Here is a 15619-nt window from a genome sequence, read left to right on the forward strand (position 1 = left end):
GGGCGCCACATCCAGCATCAATGTCGACGGTCATACCGCGTTCGCGAGCAGGCTCGCTCCCACAGAGGCATCAGATTCCTTCAAAATGAATCGCGCTGTTTTAAACAGCAGCGTTATAGAACTGCTCGCTACTCTTCTGCTCCACCAGCGCCTGTTCAATCGCCGTCTGATGCACTTCATCCGCATGTTCTTCGCGGGCTTCCGGCTGGATACCCAGGCGCGCGAACAATTGCATGTCCTTGTCCGCCTGCGGGTTGGCGGTGGTCAGCAGCTTGTCGCCGTAGAAAATCGAGTTGGCTCCGGCGAAAAATGCCAGGGCCTGCATCTGCTCGTTCATCGCTTCACGGCCGGCGGACAGGCGCACGTGGGATTGCGGCATGAGAATGCGCGCCACGGCGAGCATGCGGATGAAGTCGAACGGATCGATGTCTTCGGCATTTTCCAGCGGCGTGCCGGCGACTTTCACCAGCATGTTGATTGGCACCGACTCCGGATGCTCGGGCAGGTTGGCCAACTGGATCAGCAGGTTGGCGCGGTCATCCAGCGATTCGCCCATGCCGAGAATGCCGCCGGAGCAGATTTTCATGCCCGACTCACGCACATACGCCAGGGTCTGCAGGCGCTCGCTGTAAGTCCGCGTCGTAATGATGCTGCCGTAAAACTCCGGTGAGGTATCGAGGTTGTGGTTGTAGTAATCGAGGCCGGCCCTGGCCAGCGCTTCGGTCTGTTCCTGATCGAGACGACCGAGGGTCATGCAGGTTTCCAGGCCCAGGGCTTTCACCCCTTCCACCATCTTCAGCACGTACGGCATGTCTTTGGCCGATGGATGTTTCCACGCCGCGCCCATGCAGAAACGGGTGGAACCGATGGCTTTGGCGCGGGCCGCTTCTTCGAGGACCTTCTGCACTTCCATCAGCTTTTCTTTTTCCAGCCCGGTGTTGTAGTGACCGGACTGCGGGCAGTACTTGCAGTCTTCCGGGCAGGCACCCGTCTTGATCGACAACAGCGTCGAGACTTGCACGCGGTTGGCGTTGAAATGTGCGCGGTGCACCGTTTGCGCCTGGAACAGCAAGTCGTTGAATGGCTGTACGAAGAGTGCTTTGACTTCGGCCAGGGACCAATCGTGACGCAGGGTGGCAGTGGTGCTCGCGCTCATGGGCAATTCCTTGGTTATGCTTGGCTGGCGCCGGGGAAACGGAATACCCACAGGCGCCACACGGATGTTCGGCATATTTAAGGAAGAGCCATGCGCTGTCAACCACAATACAAAGGACAGGTTTACATCTGTTTAAAAAACATACAGACATGCTTGCTGTGCGACGAGCCTGCAGAAGCGGAAATGCCAATGTGCGTGGCCTGCGAAACCGAGCTGCCCTGGCTCGGCAGCCATTGCCAGACGTGCGCCTTGCCATTAACTGCAGCAGGCATGACCTGCGGCGAGTGCCTGTTGGAGCCGCCAGCGTTTGAACAGGTCGTCGCCCCTTGGGTGTATGGCTTCCCGGTCGACAGCCTGATCACACGGTTTAAACACAACGCGAAATGGCCGTTTGGCCACCTGCTCGCCGACGTTCTCGGCCAATACCTGCAGCATCGCTTCGAAGAAGATTTGCCACGACCCACTGCGTTGTTGCCGGTGCCGCTGGCGAACAAACGTCTGCGGCAGCGGGGTTTTAATCAGGCGGCAATGTTGGCGCGTTGGTTGAGTGTTTCGCTGGGTTTGCCCTGTGAAGAGCAGATCTTGCGGCGGATCATGGACACCGATGCCCAGCAGGATCTTGATGCCAAGGCGCGCAAGCGCAATTTGCGCAACGCGTTCACGCTGGCGTCTGGCGCAGATGTGAAGGGGCGGCACATAGCGTTGGTGGATGATGTGCTGACCACCGGAGCGACGGCTCAGGCACTGGCGCGGTTGTTGATGAACGCAGGCGCGGCGAGGGTTGATGTCTATTGCCTGGCCCGCACGCCGAAACCCGGTACCTGAAGACGAGACATAACCCTTCCTACCCAGGACCGTGTTCGGCTTGACTCTGGCGTTGCAGGCGACCAACGTCCAATTAACCGTTCCGACAGAAGCGCCCTGATATGTCCATGCCGCCCCTGCTCTCTCAACACATCGTTCGCCGTCCGCAGCGCATTGCCCTGTTGCAGCACATCGCCGAACAGGGCTCGATCACCCGTGCGGCGAAAAGTGCGGGGCTGAGTTACAAAGCGGCGTGGGACGCCATCGATGAGCTGAACAACCTGGCGCACAAACCCTTGGTCGAACGCGCGGTAGGCGGCAAGGGTGGTGGCGGTGCCCGGTTGTCCAGCGAAGGCCAACGCGTTTTGCGTCTGTATCAAAAATTGCAGGTGTTGCAGGCGCAGGTGCTGGAAGCGGCGGAGGACGCCAGTGACCTCGACCTGCTCGGACGGCTGATGCTCAGGACCAGTGCGCGCAATCAGTTGCATGGCACCGTCGTGGCGATTCAGGCGCAAGGCCGCAACGATCTGATCCGCCTCGAACTGGCTGAAGGGATCGGCCTTGACGCACAGATCACCCACGACAGCACCCTGCATCTGCAATTGCAGACGGGCACCGAAGTGGTGGCATTGATCAAGGCCGGCTGGCTTGAACTGCTGGGCCATGATCAATCGGCAACGCCCGGACACAACGTCTTGCGTGGCACCCTTGAAGCGATCCTCGATGCCGAGGACGGCCCCAGCGAAGTGCGGATTTCCCTTCCCAACGGTCCTACCCTTTGCGCCCTGGCTGAACCGCTGCACTTGCGCGGCCACGGCCTGGCCGTCGGTCAAACGGTCAAGGTGCAGTGCTCGCCGTCCAACGTGCTGATCGGCACACCGCTCTGATCCAGCCCTGCAACAAAAGCGTCATCGACCCGCATTAAGGTGTTGGCCATAACCTGCAGGGAGCCTGAAATGAGCCTATTAGAAGAAAACCAATCCACTGACCTGGAAAAAATGGTCGGCCTCAGTCGTCGCGGATTCATCAGCGCCGGCGCGTTGTGCGGCGCGGCGATGTTCCTCGGCGGCAACCTTTTGAGCCGCAGCGTCATGGCCGCCAGCGTCAGCGCCGGCAACAGCCGTCTGCTCGGTTTCGAGAGCATCCCGGCCGCAACCACCGACGCCATCAGTCTGCCCAAGGGCTACAAGTCTTCGGTGCTGATCAGTTGGGGCCAGCCCCTGAACAAGAACGGCCCGGCCTTCGACCCGAGCGGTAATGGCACCGCCGCCGCACAGGAAGTGCAGTTTGGCGACAACAACGACGGCATGAGCCTGTTCGCCTTCCCGGACGACAAAAACCGCGCGTTGATGGCGATCAACAACGAGTACACCAATTACCGCTACCTGTATCCGCACGGCGGCATGCCGCAGTCGGCCGAAGACGTGCGCAAGGCACTGGCCTGCGAAGGCGTGTCGGTGATCGAAGTGAAGCGCAAGAACGGCCAGTGGCAGTTCGTTCAGGGCTCGCGCTACAACCGCCGCATCCACGGTAACTCGCCGCTGCGAATCGGTGGCCCGGCTGCCGGTCACGACTTGATGAAAACCGCCGCCGACAAGCACGGCAAGAAAGTCCTCGGCACCTTCCAGAACTGCGCCAACGGCAAGACGCCGTGGGGCACTTATCTGACGTGCGAAGAGAACTTCACCGACTGCTTCGGCAGCAGCAATGCGCAGCAAGCGTTCGACGCGGCGCAGAAACGCTACGGTGTGGTGGCCGCCAGCAAAGACATCAACTGGCACCCGCACGACCCGCGCTTCGACCTTGCGAAAAACCCCAACGAGCTCAACCGTCATGGCTGGGTGGTCGAGATCGATCCGTTCGATCCGCAATCGACCCCGGTCAAACGCACCGCGCTGGGCCGCTTCAAACATGAAAATGCTGCACTGGCCGAGACCGATGACGGTCGCGCCGTGGTGTACATGGGCGACGACGAGCGTGGCGAGTTCATCTACAAATTCGTCAGCCGCGATCGCATCAATCACCGCAATCAGAAAGCCAACCGCAACATCCTCGACCACGGCACCTTGTACGTGGCCAGGTTCGATGCCGGTGACGGCAACCCCGATCATCCGAAAGGTCAGGGCCAGTGGATCGAGCTGACCCATGGCAAGAACGGCATCGACGCCAGCAGCGGTTTCGCCGATCAGGCCGAAGTGCTGATCCATGCACGCCTCGCTGCCAGCGTGGTCGGCGCGACGCGCATGGATCGCCCGGAATGGATCGTGGTCAGCCCCAAGGATGGTCAGGTTTATTGCACGCTGACCAACAACGCCAAGCGCGGCGAAGACGGGCAACCGGTGGGCGGGCCGAACCCGCGCGAGAAGAACGTGTACGGGCAGATTCTGCGTTGGCGCACCGGCCGTGACGATCATGGCGCGACCACCTTCGCCTGGGATCTGTTTGTCGTGGCGGGCAACCCGGGCGTGCATGCCGGCACGCCGAAAGCGGGCTCGTCGAACATCACGCCGCAGAACATGTTCAACAGCCCCGACGGGCTGGGCTTCGATGATGCGGGGCGCTTGTGGATTCTCACCGACGGCGACTCGAGCAACGCCGGCGACTTCGCCGGGATGGGCAATAACCAGATGCTCTGCGCCGATCCCAAGACTGGCGAGATCCGCCGTTTCATGGTCGGGCCGGTGGGTTGTGAAGTGACGGGGATCAGTTTCTCGCCGGACCAGAAAACCCTGTTTGTGGGGATTCAGCATCCGGGCGAGAACGGCGGCTCGACCTTCCCCGAACATCTGCCGAACGGTAAACCGCGTTCGTCGGTGATGGCGATTACTCGAGAGGATGGCGGGGTCGTCGGCGCCTGATAAGCCGCTTTCGCGAGCAGGCTCGCTCCCACAGGGAATAGCATTCCAAGGTGGGAGCGAGCCTGCTCGCGAAGAGGCCCGGGCAGACACCAACACCCTTCGCGCCGCCATCTGCGCTACCATGCCGAGCCGGACGCAGCAGCCTGCTGCGCGCAGGAGTCAGCATGGCCCACCCGTTTGAAACCCTCACCCCCGATCTTGTCCTTGATGCCGTCGAGAGCATCGGTTTTCTCAGCGATGCGCGCATCCTGGCGCTCAACAGCTACGAAAACCGCGTCTATCAGGTTGGCATCGAAGACTGCGAACCGCTGATCGCCAAGTTCTATCGCCCGCAGCGCTGGACCAACGAAGCCATCCTCGAAGAGCACCAATTCACCTTCGAACTGGCCGACATCGACATCCCGGTAGTGGCGCCGCTGATCCACAACGGCGAAACCCTGCACGAGCACGCCGGTTTCCGCTTCACCCTGTTTCCGCGCCGTGGTGGCCGCGCGCCGGAGCCGGGCAATCTCGACCAGCTCTATCGCCTCGGCCAATTGCTTGGGCGCATGCATGCGGTGGGCGGCACCAAGCCCTTCGAGCACCGCGAAGCCCTCGCCGTGCAGAACTTCGGCCACGCCTCGCTGAACACCCTGCTCGACGGTAACTTCATTCCCAAGAGCTTGCTGCCGGCCTACGAGTCGGTTGCCCGCGACCTGCTCAAACGCGTCGAAGACGTCTACGCCGCCACGCCGCACCAGAACATTCGCATGCACGGTGATTGCCACCCGGGCAACATGATGTGCCGTGACGAGATGTTCCACATCGTCGACCTTGACGACTGCCGCATGGGCCCGGCGGTGCAGGACATCTGGATGATGCTGGCCGGTGACCGCCAGGAATGTACGGGGCAGCTGTCGGAGTTAATGGACGGCTATAACGAATTCCATGATTTCGATCCCCGCGAGCTGGCGCTGATCGAACCGCTGCGCGCGCTGCGCCTGATGCACTACAGCGCCTGGCTGGCACGGCGCTGGGATGACCCGGCGTTCCCGCACAGCTTTCCGTGGTTCGGTACGGAACGCTACTGGGGCGATCAGGTGTTGGCATTGCGAGAACAATTGGCCGCGCTCAACGAAGAGCCGCTGAAACTTTTCTGATCAAGATCCAAAATCAAAAGATCGCAGCCTTCGGCAGCTCCTACCCTGGAATACATTTCTCCTGTAGGCGCTGGCGAAGGCTGCGATCTTTTTGCTTTCTGACACGACACATCTATACGACCTCCTTACAATCCCTCTTTTGTCAGCTGCCTGAGCAAGGATTCTGCATGCAAGCCGCCAACCCGCGTCGCGGGTACATTCTGGGCCTGAGCGCCTACATCATCTGGGGCCTGTTCCCGATCTATTTCAAAGCCATCGCCGAAGTCCCCGCCGTCGAGATCATCATTCATCGCGTGCTGTGGTCGGCGCTGTTCGGTGCGCTGTTGCTCATGGTGTGGAAACACCCGGGCTGGCTGCGTGAATTGCTCGACAACCCCAAGCGCCTGGCGATCCTCGCACTCAGCGGCACGCTGATCGCCGCCAACTGGCTGACCTACGTCTGGTCGGTGAACAACGGGCGGATGCTCGAGGCGAGCCTGGGTTATTACATCAACCCGCTGGTCAATGTGCTGTTGGGCATGGTGATTCTCGGTGAGCGTCTGCGAAGAATGCAGTGGGTGGCGGTCGGCCTGGCTGCTGTGGGCGTGGCGCAACAGGTATGGCAGGTCGGCAGCCTGCCCTGGGTGTCGCTGGTCCTGGCATTGACGTTTGGTTTCTACGGACTGATCCGCAAGCAGGCACCGGTCAAGGCGTTGCCGGGCCTGGTGGTGGAAACCTGGATGCTGGTACCGATTGCCATCGCCTGGTTGCTGTTCAACCAGACCGCGACCAGCGTTCAGCCCGAATTCTGGACCACCTCCCAAGCCTGGTGGCTGGTGGCTGCCGGCCCGGTGACGCTGGTGCCGCTGGTGTGTTTCAACGCCGCTACCCGGCATCTGCCCTACACCACCATCGGCTTCCTGCAATACATCGCGCCGACGCTGGTATTGCTGCAGGCAGTGCTGCTGTTTGGCGAGCATCTGTCGTCCAGTACCCTCGTCGCTTTCATGTTTATCTGGGCCGGCCTGGCCGTTTACAGCGTCGATGCGTGGATAAGTCTGCGCCGGCGCAACTGATCAAAAAACGTTCAAAGCTTTGCAGGCCATGATTCCCGTGGCCTGCAACGTTCCTTCCCAAGGTTATCCACAGCGTGATCCCCGCCGATTGTGCGCAAGTCACTGAATGTTGGCGGTTTTTTGATCAACTGCAGCAAAGCCACGGCGGACGTGGCGTGGCGCTCTGTCTCTACAGGTTATCCACAGGCAGGTGCACGTTTAACCTGAATAACCCTGTCAGCGCTTAAACCTCCGTGCGTAGCACCAACTCGACCATCAAGTCATCGGCCAGGGTTTCAAGGCGCGCCTGCAACACATCCAGCGACAGCGTAAGCGGCACCGCCAGAATCGCCTCGGCATGGAACAGCGGATCGCTGCTCATGGGCGCCGGTCGCACTTCGGTCACCAGTCGTTCGAGGTTGACGCCCTGTTCGCTCAACAGCCCTGTGATGTCACGCACGATGCCGGGCCGGTCATTACCGACCAGTTCCATGGCGATCGGCTTCCAGGTGCACGACTCTTCGATGCCGCTTTCGGCAATCAACACGCGGATATCGTGAGCCGACAGGGCGTGCAGGCCTTTGACCAGTTCATCGTAAGCCTCCGCCGGTACGCCGACCCGCAGAATCCCGGCGAACTGCCCCGCCATCCGCGACATGCGGCTTTCCAGCCAGTTGCCGCCATGCTCGGCAATGCACTGGGCGATCCGCTCGACCTGCCCCGGTTTGTCCGGAGCGAAAACGGTGATTACCAGATGGTCCATGGCGCTGCCCTCTTCATGACTTTTGTTATCGAAGGGCAAGTATAGGCAAGGGCTTGTTTTGTGTCGGATGGGCTGGCGCTTTCGCGAACAGGCTCGCTCCCACATTTGAAATGCAATCCCTGTGGGAGCGAGCCTGCTCGCGAATAGTCGCACCAACGGAATGTTAGAAAAACAAATCGTGTACAACTTTCGATATTTAGCTGGAACAATCCAATGCTTTTTTGAGAACATCCTGTTCCGCGACGTGACCGCAATGCGTCATGAGGTCGCAGAACGACGTAATTGGTCTGATTTTCACAAGCGCAACTCATCATGTAGTATGCCGCAGCACGCACTACATAACGCTGGATCGATGTCTGCCCAAGGCCCTCCGCAATCCTGAAAGCCCCGTCAGCAAGGCCCTCAAGCCGTTGATTGGTCCTAGCCCAGCCGCCAGCGATGGCATGTACTGGTCGGCAGGTTTGTGGTTTAAATGGGCCACAGGCTTCATTGTTAAATTGACGAGCTGAAAAGCGAAATAGCTGAGCAGAGTGAGGCAAGCAATGACTGAACACGTTCAAGTCGGTGGCCTGCAGGTCGCCAAAGTCCTGTTCGACTTCGTGAACAACGAAGCCATTCCCGGTACCGGCCTCACCGCCGAACAATTCTGGGAAGGTGCCGACAAGGTCATTCACGACCTGGCACCGAAGAACAAAGCCCTACTCGCCAAACGCGATGATTTCCAGGCGCGCATCGATGCCTGGCATCAGCAGCATGCAGGCCAGGCGCACGACGCCGTGGCCTACAAAGCTTTCCTGCAAGAGATCGGTTATCTGCTGCCAGAAGCGGCTGATTTCCAGGCAACGACGCAAAACGTCGATGATGAAGTCGCCCGTACCGCTGGCCCGCAACTGGTGGTGCCGGTGATGAACGCCCGCTTCGCTCTCAATGCCTCGAACGCCCGCTGGGGTTCGCTGTACGACGCCCTTTACGGCACCGATGCGATCAGCGAAGAAGGTGGCGCGGAGAAAGGCAAAGGCTACAACAAGGTGCGTGGTGACAAGGTCATCGCTTTTGCCCGAGCGTTCCTCGATGAAGCCGCGCCGCTGGCTGCCGGTTCCCATGTCGATTCGACCGGCTACAAGATCGTTGACGGCAAACTGCTGGTCTCCCTCAAGGGCGGCAGCAACACCGGCCTGCGCGACGACGCGCAACTGATCGGCTTCCAGGGCGACGCCAACGCGCCGATTGCGATCCTGCTCAAGCACAACGGCCTGCATTTCGAAATCCAGATCGACGCCAGCACGCCTGTCGGTCAGACCGATGCCGCCGGCGTCAAAGACATCCTGATGGAAGCAGCGCTGACCACCATCATGGACTGCGAAGATTCCGTGGCCGCCGTCGACGCTGACGACAAAGTGGTGATCTACCGTAACTGGCTCGGCCTCATGAAAGGCGATCTGGCGGAAGAAGTCGCCAAGGGTGGCCAGACCTTCACTCGCACCATGAACCCGGATCGCAGTTACACCACGGTGGATGGCGGCGAAGTCACGCTGCATGGCCGCTCGCTGCTGTTCGTGCGTAACGTCGGCCACCTGATGACCATCGACGCGATCCTCGACAGTCAAGGCAACGAAGTGCCGGAAGGCATCCTCGACGGTCTGGTGACTTGCCTGGCGGCGATGCACAACCTCAATGGCAACACCTCGCGCAAAAACACCCGCACCGGTTCGGTCTATATCGTCAAACCGAAGATGCACGGGCCGGAAGAAGCGGCGTTCACCAACGAGCTGTTCGGGCGCATCGAAGATGTCCTGCGCTTGCCGCGCAATACCCTGAAAGTCGGGATCATGGACGAGGAGCGCCGCACCACGGTCAACCTCAAGGCCTGCATCAAGGCTGCCAGCGAGCGCGTGGTGTTCATCAACACCGGCTTCCTCGACCGCACCGGCGATGAAATCCACACCTCCATGGAAGCCGGCCCGGTGGTACGCAAGGCCGACATGAAGGCTGAAAAATGGATCGGCGCCTACGAAAACTGGAACGTCGATATCGGCCTGAGCACCGGCCTGCAAGGCCGTGCGCAAATCGGTAAAGGCATGTGGGCAATGCCGGATCTGATGGCCGCAATGCTTGAGCAGAAAATCGCTCACCCGATGGCCGGCGCCAACACGGCCTGGGTACCTTCGCCGACCGCCGCTGCGCTGCACGCGCTGCACTACCACAAGGTCGACGTGTTCGCCCGTCAGGCCGAACTGGCCAAACGCGCTCGCGCCTCGGTGGACGATATCCTCACCATCCCGCTGGCAGTCAATCCGAACTGGACCCCAGAGCAGATCAAGAACGAACTGGACAACAACGCCCAGGGCATTCTCGGTTACGTGGTGCGCTGGATCGATCAGGGCGTCGGTTGTTCGAAAGTGCCGGACATCAACGACGTCGGCCTGATGGAAGATCGTGCGACGCTGCGTATTTCCAGCCAGCACATCGCCAACTGGTTGCGCCACGGTGTGGTGACCGAGGCGCAAGTGATGGAAAGCCTCAAGCGCATGGCGCCGGTGGTTGACCGTCAGAACGCCAACGACCCGCTCTACCGCCCGCTGGCACCGAACTTCGACAGCAACATCGCCTTCCAGGCGGCGGTCGAACTGGTGATCGAAGGCACCAAACAGCCGAACGGTTACACCGAGCCGGTGCTGCACCGTCGTCGTCGCGAGTTCAAGGCTGCCAATGGCCTGTAACGTGCGTTGATGGTTGATATGAAAAAGGCCCTGATCGAGAGATCGGGCCTTTTTTGTTTATGTGTTCGGCGTCGGGAGGGCCGAGTTGATCGTTCCCACGCTCCTGCGTGGGAATGCAGCCCGGGACGCTCCGCGTCCCACAACAGCGGACGCGGAGCGTCCATTGATGCATTCCCACGCAGAGCGTGGGAACGATCATCTTCTGAGCAGCGGAATTCGCCTTAGGGCTCTATGCCCAACTCATGTTTGACCAGCCCAAGCAGCTTCACCGTATCAATCGGCTTGAGCAGAAAATCCACCACGCTCAAATGCATCGCCTCAATCGCGTCTTTTACGTCGGCATCGCCGGACACAATGATGATCGGCATGGCCGCCCTTACCGACTCGCGCACGTGTCGGATCAGGTCCAGGCCATCGACGTTGCCCATGCGCAGATCGGTGATCACCAGCCCGATCGAAGGTTTCTCCTCAAGCATTTTCAGCGCGGTTTCGCCGCTGGCCGCGGTCATGCAGCGAATTCCGTCCAGGGCGAGAATTTCCGACAACAGCTCGCGGGCGTCCTTGTCGTCATCGACGATCAAGACACGCTGCGGCGGCAGATCGGGTTCGAGCATGACTGCGCTGAGCGCTTCACGCTCGGCATCGCTCAAAATATCGTGGTCGGACATGGCGCTCTCTAAATGTTCAAAATCACCTGGCAAGTGGTCAGACATCGCCAGACAGCGCTTCAATGTGCACTTCGTCGGATTTTTTTCCAAGGGGCAACGGCAAGCTTTTCCTAGGTTTTGCGTAGGGTATTTCCGAAAATTGGCCAATGGTGGCAAAACCTAGACTTACGTCCAATGGGCACCCTGCCCGCCGGGGCCGACCATGGCTGCAGAGATCCGACAACAACAATTCGAAAAAGACTGCGGTAATGGTTATGAGCAAAGCGGACGCCTTCACCCAGGCAGGGAAAACCGCGGTTTTGCAGAACATTCAGGGCACCCTGCAATTCCTTCAGCGCTTCCCGCCCTTCAATCAAATGGAACACGCCCACCTCGCCTATCTGGTGGAGCAATGTCAGCTGCGTTTTTTTGCTCAAGGCGAGAGCATCATCAAACCCGCCGATGGCCCGGTCGAACACTTTCATATCGTCAAACAGGGCCGCGTCGTGGGCGAACGTCCGCACACGGCCAGGGGCGGCACCGAAACCACGTTTGAAATCACCACAGGCGAATGTTTTCCCCTCGCCGCGTTGCTGGGCGAACGTGCAACCCGCACAGAACACCTGGCGGGCGAAGACACCTTCTGCCTGCAACTGAACAAACTGGCGTTCATCAAACTGTTCGCCCTTTCCAGCACCTTCCGCGACTTCGCCTTGCGCGGGGTCAGCAGCCTGCTCGATCAGGTGAATCAACAAGTGCAGCAAAAAGCCGTGGAAACCCTCGGCACGCAATACTCACTGAACACCCGCCTCGGTGAACTGGCCATGCGGCACCCGGTGAGCTGCGGCCCGGATATGCCCCTGCGCGAAGCGGTGAAGCTGATGCACGAGCAACAGGTCGGCAGCATCGTCGCGGTGGATGAGCACAAGGCGCCGCTGGGGATTTTCACCCTGCGCGATCTGCGCCATGTGGTGGCCGAAGGTGTTGGCGATTTTGGTGACCCCATCGAACAGCACATGACCCGCGCACCGTTTTACCTGTCGCCGGATCACAGTGCGTTCGATGCGGCGATTGCCATGACCGAGCGCCATATTGCTCACGTCTGTCTGGTCAAGGATCAACGCTTGTGCGGCGTGGTCTCCGAGCGCGATCTGTTTTCCCTGCAACGGGTCGATCTGGTGCACCTGGCCCGGACCATCCGCAGCGCGCAGCGGGTTGAACAACTGGTGACGCTGCGCGGAGAAATCGGCCAATTGGTCGAACGCATGCTCGCCCACGGCGCCTCCTCGACGCAGATCACCCACATCATTACCTTGCTCAACGATCACACGGTGTGCCGGGTGATCGAACTGACCCTCGCCGAAAAAGGCGATCCGGGCGTGCCGTTCAGTTGGCTGTGTTTCGGCAGCGAAGGCCGGCGCGAACAGACGCTGCACACCGATCAGGACAACGGCATTCTGTTCGAAGCCCGTGATGCGGCACATGCAGCGGAAATTCGCGGCAAACTGCTGCCGATCGCCCAGCAGATCAACCAGAGCCTGGCGCAGTGCGGCTTCACCCTGTGCAAGGGCAACATCATGGCCGGCAATCCCGAGTTGTGTTTGTCGCGGGCCGAATGGGCGCGGCGCTTTGCGGCGTTCATTCGCGAAGCCACGCCGGAGAACCTGCTGGGCTCAAGTATTTATTTCGACCTGCGCGTGGTCTGGGGCGACGAACACAGCTGCGAACAATTGCGCCGGGGCATTCTCGATCAGGTCGGCGACAACCGTTTGTTCCAGCGCATGCTGGCCGAAAATGCGTTGCGCAATCGCCCGCCCGTGGGGCGCTTCCGTGAATTCGTGCTGGCGCGCAAGAATGGCGAGAAGGCCACGCTGGACCTGAAAATCCAGGGCCTGACACCCTTTGTCGATGGCGCACGGTTGCTGGCGCTGGCCAACGGCATCGACGCCAACAATACCCTCGAACGCTTTCGCCAACTGGTCGATAAGGAAGTCATCGAGCCACTCGATGGCGCGGCGTATGAAGAGGCGTATCACTTCATCCAGCAAACGCGCATGCAACAGCATCAGATCCAGACCCGGGAGAATCTGCCCTATTCCAATCGCGTCGATCCCGACAGCCTCAATCATCTCGACCGGCGCATCCTGCGTGAATCACTGCGCCAGGCGCAGCGCCTGCAAAGCAGCCTGACCTTGCGGTATCAGCTATGAGCCTGTTTTCGTGGCTGCGCCCGGCCAGTCCGGTGGTGCCGGCAGCCTTTCAACAGCGACTGGCGACATTGCCGGCGATCACCGAGCTGAGCGAATGCACGCTGCGCGAGCAACGCTGGGTGGTGCTGGACCTGGAAACCACCGGCCTCAACCTCAGCAAGGACCGCGTGTTGTCGATCGGCGCCGTGGTGATCGAAGACGGCGCCATCGACTTCAGCCAGCAGTTCGAGCGCACGCTGCAATGCAGCGAATTGAAGCTCAGTCCCAGCGTGCTGATTCATGGGCTGGGGCCGAATGCGATCGCGGCAGGCAGTGATCCGGCCGAAGCGCTGGTGGAGTTCATGGAGTTTATCGGCGACAGCCCGGTGCTGGCGTTTCATGCGCCGTTCGATCAGCACATGCTCGGGCGGGCGTTGAAGGAGCATTTGGGGCACAAGCTGCAGCATGTGTTTCTTGATGTGGCGGATATCGCGCCGCTGCTGTGTCCACAGGCCCAGATTCGCGAGGCCGGGCTGGACGACTGGATCGACTGGTTCAAGCTTGAAGTGTTCGAACGGCACAACGCGAGTGCCGATGCGCTGGCGACGGCCGAACTGGCGTTGATCCTGTTCAGCCGGGCGCGGGCGCAGCAGATTTACAGTGCGTTGCAGCTGCAGCAGCGGTTGAGTCAGTGGAAGCGGCGGCAACAGACTCACTCTTTCTAGCCCTTCTCCTGTAGGAGCTGCGTCCTGTCACCTGACCAGTGGCCAATTGCTAACCATTCCCACCTCTGCCAGAATCGCGAACAGTTCGCGTTAGTTAATCTTTCCCAATCGGTGATGTCCGGTGTCGTCAGTCCCAAGCCCTCACAGTGAGCTCGTCGGTGCGATGTATCGCGACCATCGCGGTTGGCTGCTGGCGTGGCTGCGGCGCAATGTGGCGTGTCCGCAGCGTGCAGAGGATCTGAGCCAGGACACGTTCGTGCGCTTGCTCAACCGCAACGAGTTGCTGACCCCGCGTGAGCCTCGGGCCTTTCTCGTGGCGATCGCCAAAGGTCTGCTGTTTGACTACTTCCGTCGCGCCGCGCTGGAACAGGCCTACCTCACCGAACTGATGCTCATCCCCGAAGGTGAGCAACCTTCGGTGGAAGAACAGCAAATGATCCTCGACGACCTGAAGGCCATCGACCGCTTGCTTGGCAAACTGTCGACAAAGGCCCGCGCAGCCTTCCTTTATAACCGCCTCGACGGCCTCAGCCATGCGGAAATCGCCGACAAGCTGGGCGTCTCGGTGCCGCGTGTTCGGCAGTACCTGGCGCAGGGGATTCGCCAGTGTTACATCGCGCTATACGGCGAGCCGACATGAGTGCGGTCAGTTCGCGCCCGGTGCCGGCGCACGTACTGGATGCGGCAATTGCCTGGCAGTTGACGCTCGATTCCAGCACCGCCCTTGAGCGCGAAGAGTTCGCCAAATGGCACGCCGCCCACGAGGAACATGCCCGGGCGTGGCGCCAGTTGGGCATGCTCGATCAGCGTTTCAGCGTTGCCAAGGGTCCGGCGCGCAGTGCGTTGCTGCAATCACGCGAGGGCATTCGCCGGCGCGTGCGCAAACTGGGCAGTGGTCTGGCCAGCGTTGTGATGGTGGTTGGCCTGGGCCTGTTTGTCAGTGAGCGTTATCTGCCGCTGGACTACTGGCTCGCCGATCAGCGCACGGCAACGGGTGAACAACGCACCGTGCGTCTGGCCGACGGCACCGTACTCAACCTCAACACCCACAGCGCCGTGGACGTGCGGTTCGATGACAAGCAGCGCCTGATCGTTTTGCAGGAAGGCGAAATACTCGTCGAGACCGGCCATGGCGATGCGCGACCGTTTATCGTCGAAACCCGCGAAGGCAGCATGCGCGCCCTGGGCACACGGTTTCTGGTCAAGCGCGAAGACGAAGGCACACGCCTGAGCGTGCTGAAGTCGGCGGTAGCAGCACACTCGCAAGCAGATGCCGCTGAACAGATTCTGCGCGAAGGCCAGCAAGTGCTGCTGCGCCGCGACGGGCTGGGCTCGATTATTGCGCTCAACCCCGGCGCCGACGCGTGGACGCGCGGCATGCTGGTGGTGGATAACGCGCGGCTGGGCGATCTGGTGCATGAACTCGGGCGCTACCGTCGTGGGCATCTGGGCGTGGCGCCAGAGGTGGCGGACTTGCGCATTACCGGGAGTTTCCCGCTGCATGACACGGATAAAGCCCTGAGCGCATTGCTGCCGACCCTACCGGTGCAGATCGAGCGGCATACGGCGTATTGGGTCACCGTG

The 15619-nt window shown here is 60.6% G+C and carries 13 protein-coding genes; 10 read left to right on the top strand and 3 right to left on the bottom strand.

The annotated features are described in order from the left end of the window. Nucleotides 1-100: 100 nt before the first annotated feature. The gene (gene bioB, locus HU727_RS23930) at nucleotides 101-1156 is read right to left on the bottom strand and encodes a biotin synthase BioB (protein ID WP_186532934.1); all 1056 of its coding nucleotides are present in this window, start codon (nucleotides 1154-1156) and stop codon (nucleotides 101-103) included. 90 nt (nucleotides 1157-1246) lie between these two features. On the opposite strand from bioB, the gene HU727_RS23935 reads away from it, so the two are divergent. From HU727_RS23935 to rarD, 5 genes are all read left to right on the top strand, one after another. Further along, nucleotides 1247-1981 carry a ComFC family protein gene (locus tag HU727_RS23935; RefSeq protein WP_186532935.1) on the top strand — a complete coding sequence of 245 codons (735 nt, stop codon included), beginning with the start codon at nucleotides 1247-1249 and terminating at the stop codon, nucleotides 1979-1981. Nucleotides 1982-2082: 101 nt separating this feature from the next. Continuing rightward, entirely contained in the window at nucleotides 2083-2847 is a 765-nt protein-coding gene (locus HU727_RS23940) for a TOBE domain-containing protein (protein WP_186532936.1), read from the top strand. 69 nt (nucleotides 2848-2916) lie between these two features. Further along, nucleotides 2917-4818 carry a PhoX family protein gene (locus tag HU727_RS23945; protein WP_186532937.1) on the top strand — a complete coding sequence of 634 codons (1902 nt, stop codon included), beginning with the start codon at nucleotides 2917-2919 and terminating at the stop codon, nucleotides 4816-4818. Between the two features lie 164 nt (nucleotides 4819-4982). Then, on the top strand, nucleotides 4983-5957 hold the full coding sequence (locus tag HU727_RS23950; RefSeq protein WP_186532938.1) for a serine/threonine protein kinase: 975 nt from the start codon (nucleotides 4983-4985) through the stop codon (nucleotides 5955-5957). 167 nt (nucleotides 5958-6124) lie between these two features. Then, nucleotides 6125-7012: an EamA family transporter RarD gene (gene rarD / locus HU727_RS23955; protein WP_186532939.1), complete on the top strand. Its 888-nt coding sequence runs from the start codon at nucleotides 6125-6127 to the stop codon at nucleotides 7010-7012. Nucleotides 7013-7235: 223 nt separating this feature from the next. Here rarD and HU727_RS23960 read toward each other — a convergent pair whose 3' ends face one another. After that, nucleotides 7236-7754, bottom strand: a complete 519-nt coding sequence (locus tag HU727_RS23960; protein ID WP_186532940.1) for a glycine cleavage system transcriptional repressor — start codon at nucleotides 7752-7754, stop codon at nucleotides 7236-7238. Nucleotides 7755-8296: 542 nt separating this feature from the next. Here HU727_RS23960 and HU727_RS23965 point away from each other — a divergent pair. Continuing rightward, entirely contained in the window at nucleotides 8297-10474 is a 2178-nt protein-coding gene (locus HU727_RS23965) for a malate synthase G (protein ID WP_186532941.1), read from the top strand. 221 nt (nucleotides 10475-10695) lie between these two features. Here the strand turns inward: HU727_RS23965 and HU727_RS23970 are convergent, their stop codons facing one another. Beyond that, nucleotides 10696-11142 (bottom strand): response regulator, encoded by a 447-nt coding sequence (locus tag HU727_RS23970; protein ID WP_186532942.1) that lies wholly within the window; start codon nucleotides 11140-11142, stop codon nucleotides 10696-10698. Between the two features lie 248 nt (nucleotides 11143-11390). On the opposite strand from HU727_RS23970, the gene HU727_RS23975 reads away from it, so the two are divergent. From HU727_RS23975 to HU727_RS23990, 4 genes are all read left to right on the top strand, one after another. Further along, nucleotides 11391-13331, top strand: a complete 1941-nt coding sequence (locus HU727_RS23975; RefSeq protein ID WP_186532943.1) for a DUF294 nucleotidyltransferase-like domain-containing protein — start codon at nucleotides 11391-11393, stop codon at nucleotides 13329-13331. Then, complete coding sequence (locus HU727_RS23980) at nucleotides 13328-14035, top strand: 3'-5' exonuclease (RefSeq protein ID WP_186532944.1); 708 nt, start codon at nucleotides 13328-13330, stop codon at nucleotides 14033-14035. The genes HU727_RS23975 and HU727_RS23980 overlap by 4 nt, the downstream gene beginning before the upstream one ends. Before the next feature lie 163 nt (nucleotides 14036-14198). Continuing rightward, complete coding sequence (locus HU727_RS23985) at nucleotides 14199-14675, top strand: RNA polymerase sigma factor (protein ID WP_189673840.1); 477 nt, start codon at nucleotides 14199-14201, stop codon at nucleotides 14673-14675. Further along, a partial coding sequence (locus HU727_RS23990; RefSeq protein WP_217847144.1) for a FecR domain-containing protein occupies nucleotides 14672-15619 on the top strand: 948 nt, incomplete at its 3' end. The genes HU727_RS23985 and HU727_RS23990, both read left to right, overlap by 4 nt.

Source organism: Pseudomonas khorasanensis, assembly GCF_014268505.2.
In the GTDB taxonomy this organism is placed as follows: domain Bacteria; phylum Pseudomonadota; class Gammaproteobacteria; order Pseudomonadales; family Pseudomonadaceae; genus Aquipseudomonas; species Aquipseudomonas khorasanensis.

Excerpts from the sequence above, each read along its gene's own strand:
- HU727_RS23960 (WP_186532940.1), bottom strand. The coding sequence starts at position 7,754 with ATGGACCATCTGGTAATCACCGTTTTCGCTCCGGACAAACCGGGGCAG.
- HU727_RS23975 (WP_186532943.1), top strand. The coding sequence starts at position 11,391 with ATGGTTATGAGCAAAGCGGACGCCTTCACCCAGGCAGGGAAAACCGCG.
- HU727_RS23980 (WP_186532944.1), top strand. The coding sequence starts at position 13,328 with ATGAGCCTGTTTTCGTGGCTGCGCCCGGCCAGTCCGGTGGTGCCGGCA.
- HU727_RS23940 (WP_186532936.1), top strand. The coding sequence starts at position 2,083 with ATGTCCATGCCGCCCCTGCTCTCTCAACACATCGTTCGCCGTCCGCAG.
- HU727_RS23945 (WP_186532937.1), top strand. The coding sequence starts at position 2,917 with ATGAGCCTATTAGAAGAAAACCAATCCACTGACCTGGAAAAAATGGTC.
- HU727_RS23935 (WP_186532935.1), top strand. The coding sequence starts at position 1,247 with ATGCGCTGTCAACCACAATACAAAGGACAGGTTTACATCTGTTTAAAA.
- HU727_RS23950 (WP_186532938.1), top strand. The coding sequence starts at position 4,983 with ATGGCCCACCCGTTTGAAACCCTCACCCCCGATCTTGTCCTTGATGCC.
- HU727_RS23970 (WP_186532942.1), bottom strand. The coding sequence starts at position 11,142 with ATGTCCGACCACGATATTTTGAGCGATGCCGAGCGTGAAGCGCTCAGC.
- bioB (WP_186532934.1), bottom strand. The coding sequence starts at position 1,156 with ATGAGCGCGAGCACCACTGCCACCCTGCGTCACGATTGGTCCCTGGCC.
- HU727_RS23985 (WP_189673840.1), top strand. The coding sequence starts at position 14,199 with ATGTATCGCGACCATCGCGGTTGGCTGCTGGCGTGGCTGCGGCGCAAT.
- rarD (WP_186532939.1), top strand. The coding sequence starts at position 6,125 with ATGCAAGCCGCCAACCCGCGTCGCGGGTACATTCTGGGCCTGAGCGCC.
- HU727_RS23965 (WP_186532941.1), top strand. The coding sequence starts at position 8,297 with ATGACTGAACACGTTCAAGTCGGTGGCCTGCAGGTCGCCAAAGTCCTG.